The sequence below is a fragment of the Rothia sp. HMSC075F09 genome, assembly GCF_001810515.1.
Lineage (GTDB): Bacteria > Actinomycetota > Actinomycetes > Actinomycetales > Micrococcaceae > Rothia.
Genome location: NZ_KV801767.1, coordinates 1 through 16,683, shown reverse-complemented (window position 1 = coordinate 16,683; position 16,683 = coordinate 1). Strand labels below are relative to the sequence as shown.

Annotated in this window: 15 protein-coding genes; 7 read left to right on the top strand and 8 right to left on the bottom strand. The window is 60.4% G+C overall.

Going from position 1 to position 16,683, the window contains the following annotated elements:
- Nucleotides 1–207: 207 nt before the first annotated feature.
- Nucleotides 208–792: a TetR/AcrR family transcriptional regulator gene (locus HMPREF2749_RS00640; protein WP_005507171.1), complete on the bottom strand. Its 585-nt coding sequence runs from the start codon at nucleotides 790–792 to the stop codon at nucleotides 208–210.
- A 572-nt stretch (nucleotides 793–1,364) separates the two neighbouring features.
- Between HMPREF2749_RS00640 and HMPREF2749_RS00635 the strand changes: the two genes are divergently transcribed.
- The 5 genes from HMPREF2749_RS00635 (at nucleotide 1,365) to HMPREF2749_RS00615 (ending at nucleotide 6,977) form a co-directional block, all read left to right on the top strand.
- On the top strand, nucleotides 1,365–2,543 hold the full coding sequence (locus HMPREF2749_RS00635) for a pseudouridine synthase (protein WP_070593006.1): 1,179 nt from the start codon (nucleotides 1,365–1,367) through the stop codon (nucleotides 2,541–2,543).
- Between the two features lie 163 nt (nucleotides 2,544–2,706).
- Nucleotides 2,707–3,969: a glycoside hydrolase family 76 protein gene (locus tag HMPREF2749_RS00630; protein ID WP_070593004.1), complete on the top strand. Its 1,263-nt coding sequence runs from the start codon at nucleotides 2,707–2,709 to the stop codon at nucleotides 3,967–3,969.
- A gap of 102 nt (nucleotides 3,970–4,071) precedes the next feature.
- Entirely contained in the window at nucleotides 4,072–5,010 is a 939-nt protein-coding gene (locus HMPREF2749_RS00625; protein ID WP_070593002.1) for a Dyp-type peroxidase, read from the top strand.
- 114 nt (nucleotides 5,011–5,124) lie between these two features.
- Complete coding sequence (gene tgt / locus HMPREF2749_RS00620; protein ID WP_070593001.1) at nucleotides 5,125–6,435, top strand: tRNA guanosine(34) transglycosylase Tgt; 1,311 nt, start codon at nucleotides 5,125–5,127, stop codon at nucleotides 6,433–6,435.
- A 32-nt stretch (nucleotides 6,436–6,467) separates the two neighbouring features.
- A complete protein-coding gene (locus HMPREF2749_RS00615; RefSeq protein ID WP_005507177.1) occupies nucleotides 6,468–6,977 on the top strand; it encodes an SRPBCC family protein in 510 nt (169 codons plus the stop codon).
- A 146-nt stretch (nucleotides 6,978–7,123) separates the two neighbouring features.
- Here the strand turns inward: HMPREF2749_RS00615 and HMPREF2749_RS00610 are convergent, their stop codons facing one another.
- The 6 genes from HMPREF2749_RS00610 to HMPREF2749_RS00580 all read right to left on the bottom strand — a co-directional run bounded on the left by HMPREF2749_RS00610 (nucleotide 7,124) and on the right by HMPREF2749_RS00580 (nucleotide 14,197).
- Nucleotides 7,124–7,837: a hypothetical protein gene (locus tag HMPREF2749_RS00610; protein WP_070592999.1), complete on the bottom strand. Its 714-nt coding sequence runs from the start codon at nucleotides 7,835–7,837 to the stop codon at nucleotides 7,124–7,126.
- A 236-nt stretch (nucleotides 7,838–8,073) separates the two neighbouring features.
- Nucleotides 8,074–9,198 carry a phosphoglycerol transferase gene (locus HMPREF2749_RS00605; protein ID WP_070592997.1) on the bottom strand — a complete coding sequence of 375 codons (1,125 nt, stop codon included), beginning with the start codon at nucleotides 9,196–9,198 and terminating at the stop codon, nucleotides 8,074–8,076.
- A gap of 111 nt (nucleotides 9,199–9,309) precedes the next feature.
- On the bottom strand, nucleotides 9,310–9,822 hold the full coding sequence (locus tag HMPREF2749_RS00600; RefSeq protein ID WP_049340311.1) for an acyl-CoA thioesterase: 513 nt from the start codon (nucleotides 9,820–9,822) through the stop codon (nucleotides 9,310–9,312).
- Between the two features lie 346 nt (nucleotides 9,823–10,168).
- Nucleotides 10,169–11,674, bottom strand: coding sequence for an amino acid permease (locus HMPREF2749_RS00590; protein WP_049350501.1), 1,506 nt, complete (start codon nucleotides 11,672–11,674; stop codon nucleotides 10,169–10,171).
- Between the two features lie 232 nt (nucleotides 11,675–11,906).
- Entirely contained in the window at nucleotides 11,907–13,361 is a 1,455-nt protein-coding gene (locus HMPREF2749_RS00585) for an amino acid permease (protein WP_070592995.1), read from the bottom strand.
- 107 nt (nucleotides 13,362–13,468) lie between these two features.
- Nucleotides 13,469–14,197: a queuosine precursor transporter gene (locus tag HMPREF2749_RS00580; protein ID WP_049353412.1), complete on the bottom strand. Its 729-nt coding sequence runs from the start codon at nucleotides 14,195–14,197 to the stop codon at nucleotides 13,469–13,471.
- 233 nt (nucleotides 14,198–14,430) lie between these two features.
- Between HMPREF2749_RS00580 and HMPREF2749_RS00575 the strand changes: the two genes are divergently transcribed.
- Complete coding sequence (locus tag HMPREF2749_RS00575; RefSeq protein ID WP_049350498.1) at nucleotides 14,431–15,483, top strand: hypothetical protein; 1,053 nt, start codon at nucleotides 14,431–14,433, stop codon at nucleotides 15,481–15,483.
- Between the two features lie 109 nt (nucleotides 15,484–15,592).
- On the top strand, nucleotides 15,593–16,288 hold the full coding sequence (locus tag HMPREF2749_RS00570; protein WP_005509262.1) for a TetR/AcrR family transcriptional regulator: 696 nt from the start codon (nucleotides 15,593–15,595) through the stop codon (nucleotides 16,286–16,288).
- A gap of 143 nt (nucleotides 16,289–16,431) precedes the next feature.
- On the opposite strand, the gene HMPREF2749_RS00565 is transcribed toward HMPREF2749_RS00570, so the two are convergent.
- A partial coding sequence (locus HMPREF2749_RS00565) for a type II toxin-antitoxin system VapB family antitoxin (RefSeq protein WP_070592993.1) occupies nucleotides 16,432–16,683 on the bottom strand: 252 nt, incomplete at its 5' end.

Genomic DNA, 16,683 nt, shown 5'->3' with positions numbered 1-16,683 from the left:
TCATAATGCCCCGCACCCTCACGGAAGGGGATGCGGGGCATTATGTTTCCCTACTCACGAACCGGGTGGTGTTCCCGGAGTCCACCACGTCGCAAGCGGCGTAGCGGAGGAATAACCGCCCGGATGTCCACGTCATCTTTGCCGTGGAGCACATAACCAAACATCGGAGCGGGAAGTCCTGTGTAGACCTGTCACTTCTTGAGGCGGCTAGTAGCCGCCGGTGAGGGTGTCCACGGCACCCAGGCACAGGTCGATAGCTTCTTCGAGCCCGAGCCCGCGGGAGCGAACGGTGCGCTGATCGCGGGGGTTGAGCTGCACGACGTGCATGGCGAAGTAGTCGACGAGCTGCAACCAGCCTCCGAGGATGACGCGGGTGCGGTCATTAATCGGCATGCCGGTGCGTTCAAGCATCCATTCGAGGTAGTCGGTAGGGTTGTTCGGGAAGTCCTCCCCACCGGGGGTGGGAACGCCGGCTACAACGAGGAAGTACGTGCGTAGCGCATTGCGCAACGCCTCTTCGGGGTTTTCGTGGTGCTCGCCAAGAGCCTCAAGGACTGCGTTGGCTTCGCGTCGGGTGACGGCTGCCGCCAGGGAGTCCTTGCCGGGAAAGTAGTGGTAGAGCAGGGCGCGGGTAATGCCTGCATCGCGGGCGATAGCGCTCATGGAGGCACCGAGCACGCCGCGGCGAGCGAAATGTTCTGCAGCGATTTTCAGAATTTGCTCTTCGCGTTCGTGCGGCTCCATACGCAGGGCACCGGTGCGAGGCTCCGCATTCTTTTGTGAATGTTCCATAACCTCTCCTATCGCATTTTCCGGTGCTTTGGAATTGTCCGATTGCACCGCTGTATTTGGGGGTGTTCCTTTAACCTCTGCATCCTTGCGCTGTTTCTGTCCCATTTCGACCCCTTCGTTCGAAATATCGAACTTCTGTGTCTTAATCGTACCGCTTTAAGGCTACTTTCAGCCTTTATTAAGGCGTTTATGACGTAGGGTGCCCAGGTTAGCATGTCTTTAATTGCTTTACATCTTTTATACTTAGAAAAACCAAAGGGGCTAAATTGAGGGTTATTGATTTATGATTTGACAGCATTTTCGAAAATACCGCACTTAAACGCTGTTTTTTGTAAAATTAATGCACTTTTTTTAAATTAAATGTCTAATAATTTCAAAAATTTGTGAAGTTTTCGTTTTCTGTTCCACGTATTCACACAAACATTCATGAGTGTCAGACAAAACTGTCTTCTGCAACCCACACCAAGCCCACGGCAATATTTCTAGCCGCCTCATCCGGCAGGCGGTCCGGCTCAGCTTACCTCGATCCTAACCCCGCTCAGGTGATAGGGTTCAGGCGGTAGAGTAGAGCCATGCCCGCACAGAACACCGCACGCCCACAACCCACCTCACAGTCCAGCTCTCAGCCCAAAACACAGCAGGGAATACAGCCCGCCTATCAGGCAAAGCCTGCACGCCGCACGCATCGCCGTCTGCTGACCCCTCCGCTGGCTCAGAAGAACGGCATCGACCCGATTCAGCTGATCCTGCCGCTCGTGGAGGAGCTCCCCGCCGAGCTCGCCCCGAGCAACACTGCACCGAACAACACCGCACCGAACAATACGGCTCCGGCGACCATTGCGGATTACCTGATTGCGCGCTTCTACCCGAACGACCCGCAGGTTATTCACGCCCGCTTTAATACAGGTGAGGTGCGCCTGGACGACGGCACGATTCTGACCGGCGATAGCCCGTATATGCCGGGCGAGCGCATCTGGTACTTCCGCGAGCTTGCCGACGAGCCGCAGCTACCCTCCGACATGCCGGTGCTCTACGAGGATGAGCACGTGCTGGCGATTGATAAGCCGCATTTTCTGCCGACCACCCCGCGCGGTTCCTATATTGCGCAGACCGCGCTGACCAAGCTGCGGGTGCGCGAGCAGAACCCGTTGCTGATTCCGATTCACCGCCTGGATCGCCCAACCGCGGGCGTGCTGCTTTTTGCTAAGACGGTGGATGCGCGTCGCCCCTTCCAGATGATGTTTCAGCACCGTCAGGTGTCGAAGACCTACCGCGCCGTGGCGCCGGTTCCCGCCGATGCTGCCGCCGCCGAGCAGGCGTTGAGTGCGGAGGGCCTGCAGGTGCGTTCGCATATTCAGAAGATTCGTGATCAGCTGCAGGTTCAGCAGCTTTCTGAGCAAGAGTGCGCGGCGCAGGGTGTGGAGCCGAATACGCTGACGACCGTGAAGATTCTGCGGACTTTCACTCCGAGTGCGCAGGCGGTTGAGGGGTGGCGCGCGGAACCGAATAGAGAATGGGCGCTCTATGATTTGGCGCCTCACACCGGCAAAACGCACCAGCTGCGGGCGCATCTGAATATGCTCAGCTCCCCCATTCTGGGCGATGTGCTCTACCCGCAGGTGCTACCCGACGCGCCAGACCGCCCGGAGTACCCGCTGCAGTTGCTGGCGTACAGTCTGCATTTTGAGCATCCCATCACCGGCGAGCGAGTGGATCTGTACAGCGGGCGTTCGCTGACTGCCGCCTCCTAACCGGTTTTTGAGTGGCGTTCACTCCGTTCCCTGCGGTGCATGTTCTCGGCGGGCTCTTGAAAAGGAATCACACCCGAGAGCCCGCCCACAGTATTCGGGCGTTCAGAGGGCAAAAAGTGGGATAATTTCAGACGTAATACTTCACCGCAACTACAGAGGGTCCATGAATTCCCAGCCGTCTTCCCACAACGCGCAGTCTCTGGAGTCGATTAGCGAGTACGCCGAGCGCACCTCCTCGCATGCCGCTGCCGCAGCCGCCAGCGTCACCGACACCTTCGTGCACCGTATTCTTGGCGTTCCCGGCGCCCTCATCGGTTCGGTGCAGGTGCCCGACCCGCGACCGCTGAGCCAGCGCCTGAACGCTTGGCACTACTGGTGGCAGGCGCACCTGCTGGATTGTGTGATTGATGCCGGTCAGCGTCACCTGCGCGAGGGCGATATTACTGCCGCCCAGGAGGAGCTACACCGTGCCCGCGCGCTGTTGCGCGGCATTAACGTGCGTAATTACGGCCGCTTCGCGAACGACTACTTTGACGATATGGCGTGGCTGACCCTCGCGGTGGGCCGCATGAACTCCTTCTGCATTGAGCTGACCGGCGCGAATGATGTTGCCGCCCAGGATGCTGGCGCGGCCCTCTTTGAGCAGTTGGCGAAGGGTTTCTCCCCGGTGGGTGGCATGAGTTGGCGCAAGTCCAAGCGTGATTTTGTGAATGCTGCGGCGACCGCGCCGACTGCTCTGGCGTATGTGCGGGCGGGCGACCCGAAGACTGCCGCCGCGCTCATGGATTGGATGAACGAAACCCTCTGGGATGCAGAACGTTCACTCTATATTGACGGCGTGAACGTGCGCGGCGACGAGTACGAGTACGAGCGCGGCGAATTCACCTACAACCAGGGAACCGCCCTGGGCGCCCTGCTGAGCCTCGCCGCATCCGGTGTGCCCTGCGAGGTGGACCCCGCTGAACGCGCCGAGCGCCTCATCGTCGGCATCGTCAAGCACATGACCGAAGAGGTGGAGTTCCTCTCCGGTGCTCGCCGCCGCATCCTCATCTCTCACGGCGACGGCGACGGCGGCCTGTTCACCGGCATTCTCGTGCGCTACCTGGGCATGGCGGCATCCTCGCCGCTGCTCAGTGATGAGGCGCGAGCGCTCGCCTCGACCCTGGTGTACTCGACCGCACGCGCCCTGTGGGAGGGCCGCCGCGAGTTCGACCCCGACCTACCGATGAATGAGTACGGCATTGACCCGAATGAGATTCGCGGTAAGGCGCTCGTGCAGTTCTCCCCGCGGTTCACTGAGCCGATGAGCAAGGTTGTGAAGCCCGGCGCGCCGGTGGAGCTGTCCGCTCAGGTGCAGGCGTGGACTATTTTTGAGACGGCGGCGCGTCTGGCGCATGCGCGGTACCTTGCCTCCCACGGCTTCTAAAGCACGGCTTTTATATTCCCAGCCCTAATCTTCTCCGTTCAGTGCAGAAGGTTAGGGCTGGGTTCATTGCGGGGGTGTGCGCACAGGCGTACGGTGAATTTTATGCTTGCTTCAGAATCACAACAGGTCACTGCCAGCCCGAACGCTAACACCATTTTCATGGTGTGGAAGTTCAAGGAAGACATTGCTCACGATGCACTCATCGAGGCTTTCCAGAACCTCTGCGGGCTCGTCATTAACCTCAACCACACCGCCGCAAACCGCTACTCGCCCGAGAACGCCAGCATTGTTCTGGGTATCAGTCACAGCGCGTGGCTGACCCTGGATCTGCCCAAGCCGCTGCCGCAGGAACTCGTGGAGTTCGAGGAGATTAGGGGCCATAAGCACACCGCGGTGTCCACTCCCGGCGATTTGCACTTCCACATCCGCGCGACCCAGCCGTCCATCGCCTACGATATGGCGTCCACTATTACCGCGGCTCTGCGCGATATTGCCGAGGTGCTGGATGAGGTGCACGGCTTCCGTTACTGGGACGGCCGCTCCATTATCGGTTTTGTGGACGGCACCGAGAACCCGCAGACTCCCGCGGCGCGCGAATACTTCGGCCTCATCGGTGACAATGACCCCATGTACAAGGGCGGCAGCTACCAGTTCGTGCAGAAGTACATCCACGATATGACCGCGTGGAACGCCCTGCCCGTTGCCGAGCAGGAGAAAGTCATCGGCCGTTCCAAGCACGACGACATTGAGATGGACGAGGACGAAAAGCCCGCCAACTCGCACTCCGCCATCGCCAATATCGGTGACGACTTCAAGGTTATTCGCGACAATATGCCCTTCGGCACCGTGGGTAACAACGAGCTGGGCACCTATTTCATCTGCTACGCCAGCACCTTCTCGACCGTCCGGAAGATGCTGAAGAACATGTTCATGGGAGTGGATGGCGCCAACTACGACCGCCTGCTGGATTTCAGCACCGCGGTGACCGGCACCCTCTTCTTCGTGCCGACCGTGGATATGCTCGGCGACTTCGCAGGCTAAGATCAGCTGCCCTCAGCTGAATTCTCGTGAACCCCGCCTCTGGCAAGAGAGGCGGGGTTTTCCGGTAGGCTAGGGTGTAGACATTCAGACGGAAAGCAAACAATCGAGAGAAGAATGAGCGTTCTAGATAATTCTTTCCCCACCGAGGACTTTGGCTTCACCATCACCAGCCGCCTGGCGGACACCGCCTCCCCCAGCGCTGAACGTGTAGAAGCCAACGGCGGACAGTTCCGCGGACGCGCCGGTGTCATCACCACCCCGCACGGACAGATCCAGACCCCCGCCTTCACCCCCGTGGGCACCAAGGCAACCGTCAAGGCGGTCCTACCCGAATCCATGAAGGAGCTCGGCGCTCAGGCTCTGCTCTCCAACGCCTATCACCTGTACCTGCAGCCCGGCCCCGAAATCCTCGACGCGGCAGGCGGCCTGGGTGCGTTCATGAACTGGGACGGCCCCACCTTCACCGACTCCGGCGGATTCCAGGTGATGAGCCTGGGTTCGGGCTTCAAGAAGGTGATCGATATGGGTACCGTCGCGGATGCTAAGGGCGCCGACGGCCGCCCCCTCGGCGACGACGACGTGGCAAAGGGCAAGGAACGCCTCGCCCACATTGACGACGACGGCGTGAACTTCAAGTCGCATATTGACGGCTCGATTCACCGCTTCACTCCCGAGGTGTCCATGCAGGTTCAGCACCAGATTGGTGCCGACGTCATGTTCGCCTTCGACGAGCTGACCACCCTCTACAACTCCCGCGGCTACCAGGAGGAGGCGCTCGAACGCACCCGCCTGTGGGCGCTGCGCTGCATCGCTGAGCACCAGCGCCTGACCACTGAGCGCGTGGGCAAGCCCTACCAGGCACTGTTCGGCGTCATTCAGGGTGCCCAGTACGAGGACCTGCGCCGCAAGGCATGCCAGGACCTCGGCTCCATGCCCTTCGACGGCTTCGGCATCGGCGGTGCACTCGAGAAGGAAAACCTCGGCACTATCGTGCGCTGGTGCGCCGAAGAGCTGCCCGAATCCAAGCCCCGCCACCTGCTCGGCATCTCCGAACCCGACGACATCTTCGTCGGCATCGAGAACGGTGTAGACACCTTCGACTGCGTCTCCCCCACCCGCGTGGCACGCAACGCCGCCGTCTACTCCCCCACCGGCCGCTACAACATCACCAACGCGCGCTTCAAGGCGGACTTCTCGCCCATCTACGAGGGCTGCGACTGCTACACCTGCACCCACTACACCCGCGCCTACCTGCGTCACCTCTTCAAGGCGGACGAGCGTCTGGCGGCGACCCTCGCCTCCATCCACAATGAGCGTTTCATCGTGCGCATGGTGGACGACGCCCGCGAAGCCATCAAGGACGGCACCTACTTCGAGTACCGTGACGAGTTCCTCGGCAACTACTACTCCGGCAAGAAGCCCTAAACCCGCTCTTCCACCCGTTTAAGGAGAACCCTATGAGCATCACTCATGTTCCCGATGAGGAGCTTCTCGTCTTCGACCACGAGATTGCAGCCCCGGTCGAGGACGTCTTCGGCGCCTACCTGGACCCCGAACTGCTGGTCCGCTGGTACGGCCCCGCCGGCTGGCACGTGCGCCCCACCGACGTTGTCGTGGAGCCCGTCGTCGGCGGCATGCAGCGCCTGTCCATGATCAACGAGGTTGACCCCTCGGTGTCCTGCATTCTGCAGAGCCGCTTTTTGAGCATTGAACCGTTCAAGGAGCTCGAATACGCCGAGCAGCTGCCCGACCACCTGGGCAACCCCGGTAGCGTGCTGGTGTACCAGCGTCACCGTTTCTTCCCCGAAACCGTGATTACCGCCGACGGCGTGGGTTCCGGTACCCGCATCGTCATTGAGATTGGCCCCATGCCCGCCTCGGTTCACGAGGAGGTGCGCACCACCTGGCGTTCGACCTTCGCCCGCCTGGATGACGTACTCGCCGCCCGCGCACGTGGGGAGCTCTAAAACCTGCCGCGCCAGCTGCCTGAGATAGCTTCAAGACAAAAAGCGCCGCGTTGACGAATCATTCGTCAACGCGGCGCTTGTGTTTAACACCCGTGCCTTGCCGGGTGCACCTTCTGGGGTGTGCCCTGCCGGATGTGAATCGTAAACTAGTTGGTCAGCTTCACGGTAATGACGGTGCTACCACCATCCAGGGACACGCACTCGGGGGTCGCACGATCCGCGCCGTCGCCCGGCTTCCAGTAGCAGCGCGCCGACATGACGGTACGCTCACCATTCGCCTTATCGGTCACCTCGGCGGGGTTCTGCACCACAAACTGGCGGATCAGCTCACGCGCAAACAGGCAATCCACCGCACCCGAGGCCACCTGAACCGTAGCGTTGTGCTTCAGGTAGCCGGTAGCGTCCATGCTGCCGCAGCTACCGCCCGCAGACTGAACATCCGAGTTGGACAGGCTTGCGGTGCTCGACGCCTTCGCCACTGCACTCGCCGAAGTATTCGCCTTAGCCGATGCGGAAGGGCTCGACGCCGCGCTCGCCTGCGCGGTTGCCGTGGGGCTTGCGGTGGTGATGGTTCCGGGGCTCACGGTAGCCACCGCGGTGGGGGTGTGCACGGTACCGGCAGTCGGGGTGCTTTCAGTGACCGTTGCGGTGCGGGTGGGGCTGGCGGTTGCCTTCGCGCTCGTAGCGCTGGGGCTAGGGGTTGCGGTGGCGCTCGGGGAGGCGGTAGTGGCGCCTCCGGAGCATGCCGACAGCGCCAGCAGCAGCGTGGCACCGAGTGCTACGGGGCTGTAGCGCTTAGCGGTGCGGAGGGTAGTAGAACGAGCCTGGATAGAAGTCTGGTGCTTCTGTGCCGGATGCATGGTGACCTTTCTGCGTCATCGGTTCGGGTTCCTATCAGCATTCTAAAGACGCTACCTGTGAGCTAGCTATACGGCATCTTAGGAACCCGCAGGGTGGACCCTCTGGGCATAACGGAAAAGGGCACAGCGGAAAGAACGCAATAAGGAGGGGTGCCCCGGCATTACGGAAGCCCCTCCTTAGCTCTTCACAACTCATTGACAGCTCACTGACAACTCATTGCCTCTGGCACGGGCGCTTAGCCTTCCTGCCTGCCACGCACCAGAATAGTGTGGCCGTTTCCGTCATGGCAGCTAATCGAGCCAGTCTCAATCTCACCGAAGCAGGTCAGCTGATTACCATCGGCAGCGGGCACAGTCACCACATCCCAGGTGTGCATCATCTTCGTGTTTGCGGTGGTGGTCTCCCCGTGCAGAACCGAGGACTCATTCACGGTATTCACCTCGCTGGCGCCGGTCAGGAAGTTCATGCGAGTCACCTCCACCGGACCGGCAAAAGTACGACCGACCGCACCGTTACCGTCACCGGTCTGCTCACCGGTGCGGCGCTCGCACACCAGGGTTCCATCCGCGGGGTTCAGCTCGCAGAGGGTGCGCTCGTCATCGCTCTTGAAACGGTAGTAGCCGGCACCGGAATCGTAGTAGGAGGGCTCCATGAGGAAGGGAATCGGGGGAGCATCCGGGTTTTCCAGACGAGCCACAAAGGCGACATCCTCACCGATGGTACATTCGGGGGCGCCGCGATCCTCGCGACGGTTCTCAGCCATCGCGTACTGCGGGTTCCAGTAGCAGGTGGCGTCCTGAACCTTCGCAACCTGGTGCTCGGTCAGGTTGTCGTCGGCACGCGGGGTGGTGATGTACTCGGTCAGCACGTCCAGGGCGTGGGCGCAGTCCACGGTACCGCGCAGCACCATGATTTCCGCACCAGTCTTCAGGTAGCCCTTGCGGCCAATGTGTCCGCAGCGCTCGCCGGCGGAGGCGCGTTCAGCCTCCACCTTTTCGGGCGCACGGGGCGTCGCAGCGACAGTGGGGTTTGCGACCGTTGCGGAGGTTGCCTTCGCCTCAGCGGGTGCGGAGGACTCGGACGCCTTCGCCTCGGCGCTCTCTGCGGGGGCTGACACCCGAGTCTCGGTGACGGTCGGCTCGGTCTTCTTCGTCGGTGACGGGGACGCGGTGGAGGAAGGGAGCGGGTACTGCGAGTGGTTAGCCGTGTTGGAGGGGCTGGGGCTCGACGAAGAGTTTTCGCTCTGAGAACCGCCAAAGCAGCCGGTCAGGGCGAGGAGCAGGGCGGCGGCGCATCCGGTGGCGCGCATCGTGCGGCGACCCCGGCTGGCGGAGTCTGCCTGAGTGTGGTGGAACGACATTGTTATCTCTCCCGGGAATGAACCTTTTGCACCCTTTGCAGAAGGTATTTAAAGCATACGCTTGACCCCGTTCAAGACCGGTTTATTACAGCGGAGCGCCGGTATCTACCCCTATTTCTGCGGCAGGTAGGAGCTCAACAGCTCACGCTGCTCGGGGCTCAGACGGGTCAAACGACCCACAACCGAATCCCAGAACGCCAGCACGGTAAAGGCACGCACGCACTCGCGGCCGTCCACCGGGGAGAGAATCGAGTAGCCAATACGCACGGATGCGGCGCTGACCTTCTCCACGCTCAGGCGCACTGGCACGGGCTCACCAGTGTAGGGCAGCTGAGCCAGGTAGCGGATGCCGTGCTCGGCAATGAGTGCCTGCACACCCTCGGCAACCAGGTCGAAAAGCGGAATCGGAGGCTGCGGTGCCACGGTGGGCTTCTGCCCGGAGGAGGGCGGTGGGCCGAAGAGCGCCACGCGGGCTTCTTCCATGACCGAGAGGATGGCAACGTTGTTGACGTGCCCGTAGGCGTCCATATCGCCCCAGCGTGCGGGTACGTGCACCAGCAGTTCGTCGGTGGTACCGGCCTCAGGGGCGGGGGTGTTTTCGCGGTTCTTTTCGTGGCTTTGCATGGTTTTAACTCTACTCCCCCGCCGCTTTGAGGGGGCTATTCGTACGAATCCGCAAGGTACAGCAAATGAATCAGCTGATGATGATTCGGGGGCTAGAAATATATTTGGTAGTTAAAGCGATGAGGCTCGAAAGCTACGATGCTTTCGAGCCTCATCCAACACACAGACATTTGAACGCATACAAGATCATACGGTTCACTGTCTATGATAGACCCCACTCTGAGGGCCAACTGCATTTTTACGGTTTTATTACGAGGAATTCCAGAAATTTTCCGTATTTTTCGTTTATTACTGTGTTGGAGTCTCTGCAGGCCCCAGCACCGGCTCTCCCGGCAGCTACAGAACCTTAACGGCCCAGCTTAGCCGCAGTCTCCAGGGCATGATCAGCGTCGTACTTCATGGCGTCATACTCGGCAGTTGCCTGCTGAGCCTCAACAAAGGTCTGCTCATCAATCATGTGAGTGTGGCGGATACGAGCAAAGTACAGCAGGCTCAGAACCACAAAGTAGCCCACGCCCACAATTGCCGGAACCATAGAACCGCGCACCATGAAGAGCGCAACCCACACCGCGAAGAGCAGCAAAACGCCAACCGCCGCGGTGAACTGGCCACCCCACAGGCGGAAACCATTGGCAGCAGGCTCAACACGCTTGTACACGATGTAGGCGAACAGAATCAGAACCCACACGGTCAGCGCGCACACCATGATCACAAAAATCATGGAGAGGAACGCTTCCTTCGGGCTGTACAGCGCCAGCAGAATAGCAATAACCATGCCGCTGGTCGACGCCCACACGGCGCGAGCCGGAACGCCAGCACGGTTCACCTGAGCCAGCTGGCGAGGCGCCATGCCGTCAGCCGCCAGGGAGTGTAGCAGACGCGCACCCGCGTACAGGTTTGCGTTCGCGCTCGACAGTGCCGCAATCAGCACCACAAAGTTCACGAAGTGCGCCACGCCCTGAATGCCGAGCTGTTCAAAGACCAGAACGAACGGGGAAGCATCCACCGCATCGCCTATGCCCGAGGCCGAACGCCACGGAATGATAGCAACAACAATCAGCACCGCCAGCACGTAGAAGGTCGCCAGGCGAATCATCATCGCCTTCGCCGAGGAACGCACCGAACGAGAGGGATCCTTCGCCTCCGCAGCAGAGATCGAGATCATCTCAATACCGCCGAAGGAGAACATCACAACAGCCAGCGACAGCCACACCGACTGGGGGCCGTTAGGCATGAAACCGCCGTCGTTGAAGAGGTTCGCGGTACCCACCGCAGCGTGACCGGGCAGACCGAAGAAAACCAGGCACAGGCCCACCAGCAGGAAGGCAACAATCGAAATGACCTTAATCGAAGACAGGAAGAACTCCAACATGCCGAAAGACTTCACGCTGGTCAGGTTCAGCACAATCAGCGCCACACCAAACGCGGCAATACCCGCCCACAGCGGAAGCTGCGGCCACCAATAATTCAAGTACATCGCAACCGACACCAGCTCAACACCGGCAATCAGCACAGTCGCCGTCCAGTAGGCGATGCGAGTCAAAAAGCCCGCGAAGGGGCCCAGGTAGCGGGTAGCAATAGTACCGAAACCGCCGCGGACAGGGTAGCGAACCGCCATTTCACCGGTTGCCGCGCCAATCACCGAAGCGAGCGCAGAACCAATAGCGTAGGTGAGAATGACCGCGGGACCAGCCATCGCAATGGCGGTGCCCGAACCCAAGAAGAGGCCCGTACCGAGCGCGGAACCCATCACGATCATGGTCATCTGTCCGTGGGACAGAGAACGCTTCAGGGTGCGCGATCCGGCGGTCCCCGCTGCAGCGTGGCTGCGGGTATCGTCGTTGTGGGACACGAAGGTGCCTTCCGTCAGTACGCCTTAGGGGCGTGATGTGCAATGTGTGCTCGCACCCGGCTTCTGCGGCTTCTAGCCTCGTTGACGGGTACGAATAGTTAACTATTCTACGGGCACACTCACACCGCTCAGAACAGCGCCGTCTAGGGTACAAAAGCGAAAAGGCACCGAACGGGGGTGCTCCCCCATCCGGTGCCTTTTATGTTTTAGCCTCGCGAGGCTTTCACGCTATTTAGCGCTGTGCCGCGCTGGTGTTCTCGTCGGCGTGCATAGCGTCCAGGTCGGGGCGCTCATAACCGCCCTGAACCTTCGACGAGATGGCGTAGCCAATAGAAATCAGCACGAAGAAGACGATGCCGACCATGATGGATTCCTGAACACCCGAGCCGGGCAGCATGAACATTGCCGCCAGGGTCGCCAGAACACCCGCCAGAGCCAGACCTGCGGTGACGCGGCCACCCAGCACGGTGAAGGAGGAGGCGTCCTTCTGGTCCTTCTTGTACGCCTGGTAGGTCAGCAGAATCATGATCCACACGATCAGGATGCACAGGGTCACCAGCGCCATGAGCAAGGCAAAGATGTCGCCAATCTTGGCAACAGCCATCACGGTTGCCACGACAACGCCGGTGAAGGAGATAAGCAGAGCCACGACCGGCACGCCACGCGAGGAGGTGCGGGCAGCCACTGCGGGAGCCATGCGGTCAGAGCCCAGGGCGTGCAGCAGGCGGGTTGCCGCGTACAGGGAGGCGTTAGCGCCAGAGAGCGCAGCAACGAGCACCACGAAGTTCATGATGTCCGCCGCGAAGGGGATACCCAGTTCAGAGAAGACGAGCACGAACGGCGACTCGGTCAGCTCCGAGTTCTGCGCGGCAGTCTGCCAGGGCACCAGGCACAGAATAATTGCCATGGACACCACGTAGAAGGTGGACAGGCGCCAAATCATTGCCTTCACGCTGGTTGCCACCGAGCGTGCCGGGTCCTTCGCCTCCGCTGCGGAGAGAGAAATCATTTCCACACCGCCGAAGGAGAACATGACAACAGCCATCGAAATCCAGATGGATGCCGGGCCGTTGGGCAGGAAGCCACCGTCGTTCACGAGGTTTGCGGTACCCGCCGCGGCATGACCGGGCAGGCCCACGAACACCAGCAGTACACCAATCACCATGAACACGATGACGGCAGAAACCTTAATCGAAGAGAGCAGGAACTCCAGAGCGCCGAAGGACTTCACGCTCACCAGATTCAGCACCAGAATAATCGCACCGAAGAGAGCGACGAACACAGCCAGGGGAACGTCCGGGAACCAGTACGCCATGTAGTGGCCAACCGCCACCAGCTCAGCACCAGCCAGCGGCACGGTGCACGCCCAATACGCCCAGCGAGTCAGATAGCCGCTAAAGGGGTTCAGGTATCGGCTCGCAATGGTGCCGAAACCGCCCTGGACGGGATGACGCACGGACATTTCGCCCGCGCACGCAGCAATGGTTGCCGCAATCATCGAACCAATAGCGTAAGAGAGGATTGCGCCAGGGCCCGCAATTTTAATGGCGGAGGAGGAACCCAGGAACAGGCCCGTACCCAGCGCCAAGCCCATCGCAATCATGGTCAACTGGCCGTGGGAGAGGGAACGATTCAACGAGTCGTTCTTCTCCGACTGCTCGGGGATATTCCCCTGCAGTTTAGACATAACGTATCTCTTTCTTAGACATGCTGTGTATTGAATAAAGCTGAAATGGCAATGCCGCCCAGGCGTTAGGCCGGGCGGCTCTGCACATCAGCTGTAAGGAGGTTAGTTTACGCCACGTACTCGAGTTCGTGACGCTTGAACCAACCAATAATCGGGTAGCTAATCGGCATGAGGAGCACCTCGACCAGGCACTTGTAGATATAGCCGATCAGTACGTAGTTAATGAATGCCTCCACGGTGTCGATGCCGAGCACCGGTGCCGCGATGGAGCAGAAGATGAGGGTGTCGAGCAGCTCACCAACCAGGGTGGAGACAATCATGCGCAGCCACAGGAAACGGCCCTTGCTTGCCTTCTTCATTGCCACCATGACCCAGGCATTCAGGGTCTGGCCGAAGAGGTAACCGAGCAGGGAGCCCGCAAAAATCTGCCAGACCGGGCCCAGTACGCTAGCGAATGCCTCCTGGCCGGTGTAGAAGCTCGCAGCGGGCAGGTGCACGATCAGCAAGAAGCACAGGGCAGCAAAAGCAGCCGAGCCGAAGGAGGCTACAATCGCGCGGCGGGCACGCTTGAAGCCGTACACCTCTGAAAGAAGGTCGCCAATCACGTAGGCGAGCGGGAAAAGGAAGAAACCACCATCGGTGACAATGGTCGAGCCAATCAGGGGCAGTTCGAAGGGCAGCGGACCGAACTCCACACCCTTGGTTGCACCAATATTCGAGATGATTAGGATGACGCAGGATGCGCCCAGCAGCAGATCAAAGTAGCCGCGGCGACCAGCCCAGGGCACCGTAACGGTGCTCGTCTGAGCCTTAGATTCGCTAACGGGTTTAGCCATTACTTTCCCCAAGTCTTTCTTCATGCGATGTGTTTCTTCACGTAAGGTACGAGCCCTCACGCGTGGTGGTGAGCCTGCAATGCAGGGCAGGGTTCACCGGCTCGTCTGCCACCCGAGCTTATCTAATAGTACCTATATGCCGTGGCGGCGGCAGGTTTACGGACTTCGTTCAAGAGTGTGGACGCTCATGACCACCCCGCCAGCCTTCCTGACCGCACATTTACAATAAATGTATGAAGAATCTGGGCCACGGAATTCACCGCACTGAGCAGGTGGTATCCCTGCTGGGGGCGGGGCGTGCGCTACGCGCCTCGCTTCGGCGGTCGGTACGGGGTTCTTCACAGCAGGTGCGTAGGCGGCGGCACCGTAACCAGCGGCGGCTGAGCGCGCATATTCCGCGTCTGCATCCGCTGTTCACCTATGCGGCGCAGGCTGTGCGCACCGGTCTTTCCCTGCTGGAGCCGATGTTTCTGGCTTCGTCTGAGTTGCTCGGTTACCGATCGTTTACGCATCGCGGGCGTAATATCTACTATCGGGTCGATAACCTGTATCTTCTGACCGATTCTGAGTCTGCGCCCGGTGTGCTGTTCTATTTTGATGGTGACCACCTCTCGCGTGCCGGTAGCCGCCTGTTGCGCCGCGACTCCCCGTTGCGTGCCGAGTTGGCGCAGGTGGCGGCTGAGTTCAATATGCTGTCGGTGCCGGTGCTGTCGCCGGGTAGTATGCGGGAGCCGCGTCTGGCCGATGGTGATTCTTATGCGCCTCCGCTGACCTATAACTGGTGGGTTCGTGCCCGCTCGAACGGCAGGATGGTTCGCGCCCTCATTGAGGAAATTGCCCTGGCGTACGGGGTGGATACGAGCCGTATCTGGCTTGCGGGCTATTCGGGTGGCGCCGAGTTCCTCAGCTACGAGCTGCTGTCACACGATATTGAGTGGATTCGTGGAGGTGGCGCCACCTTTATCGGTGGCGGCGGTACTGACGGCGTGCCGGCTCGGGTGCGTGAGCGGGCTGCGCTGAATCCTTCTTCGCATGCGCATCTGTTGATGAGCTGGCATGTGGGTGTGCTGGATGGTCGTTCGCCGTCGGCTCGTCGGCGTATGGCGACGAGTTCTGAGGGGAGTTGGTCGGCGCGGATTGCGGTGCAGGAGGGTAGTGCGTTCTACGAGGGTTTGGGTGCGCGGACTTTGTTGCAGGTGACTCCGGGGCGTGGCCATACGGGGTATCCGATTGCGTCGTTGGTGGGTGCTGATTTGGCGGCTGCTACGCGTTTGGGCTTCTTGTAGTGCCGGTCGTTCTGTCATATTTGTGAAAATTCGCATGGATTGGGCAAATTTCTTGGTGACACATTCGATAAATTCGTCATTTGCTGACGATTTGGGGTAGAGTGTCACTATGCCTCGTATTTCTGCAGCAACCAACGCCGCCCAGCGCGAAAACACCAAGCGCGCCATCCTCAACTCCTTCGGCGAGATCCTCTACAACCGCGGCCTCTCCGGCCTGACCATGACCGACGTCGCCAAGAACGCCGGAATCGGCCGCACCGCGGTCTACAACTACTTCGCCGACATGGGCGAACTGCTGGTCGCCTACGCCCTGGACGAGACCGAACGCTTCCTCAACGAGCTGCGCGTCGGCCTGGAGGGCATCGAAAACCCGATTGACCAGCTCGCGGTCTACATTCGCTTGCAAATCAACGACCTGGCGCGCCGCCACCTGCCTCCGGGCCCTGCGATGCGCTCCATGCTCTCCCCCGAGTCCTACGCGAAGCTCGGCAAGCACGTTCACGAGCTGCAGATGGTGCTCGCGCATATTCTTTCTGCCGCCATTGCCGAGAACTACATTCCGAAGAACGACATTCGCGAACTGGCGATGCTCGTGCACGGCTCCCTCTCCTCAAGCGCCGGTCGCGCCGAGGACGCACCGGATGAGGAAACCCGTGAGCGCCAGATTCTGAATACTATCCGTTTTATTCAGATGGGCCTGGGCGCGCGTTTTGACGCCGAGGGCAACCCGGTTCGCCTGGATTCCGAGGAGTCCCTGCCGGAGCAATCCCCGGTGCAGGAGGCGGGCCTGAAGGTTGCGTCCTAAGCGTGGTATCTCTGCGTAGCGGAACGTAGCTCAGTTATACGTCACAAAAATGCCGCGGACCTGATGCTTCTTTGCATCGGTCCGCGGCATTTTCTGTATTCGGGTAGGCGTTTACGCGGTTAGGTTTTTACGCGAGTAGGTTTTTACGCGCCGGGCAGCAGCGCCGGGGAGATGGAGTCCAGGTCCAGTACGCGCGCATACATGACGGCGCGGCGGTGCAGGGCGTTACGCAGTGCGCGGTGCACGCCGTCTTCGAGGTAGAGTTCGCCTCCCCATTTGACGACGTGAGGGAAGAGGTCGCCGTAGAAGGTGGAGTCTTCGGCGAGTAGGGTCTCGAGGTTGAGGGTTTTTTGGGTGGTGATGAGGGTGTCGAGGCGTACCCGCTGCGGCGGGAT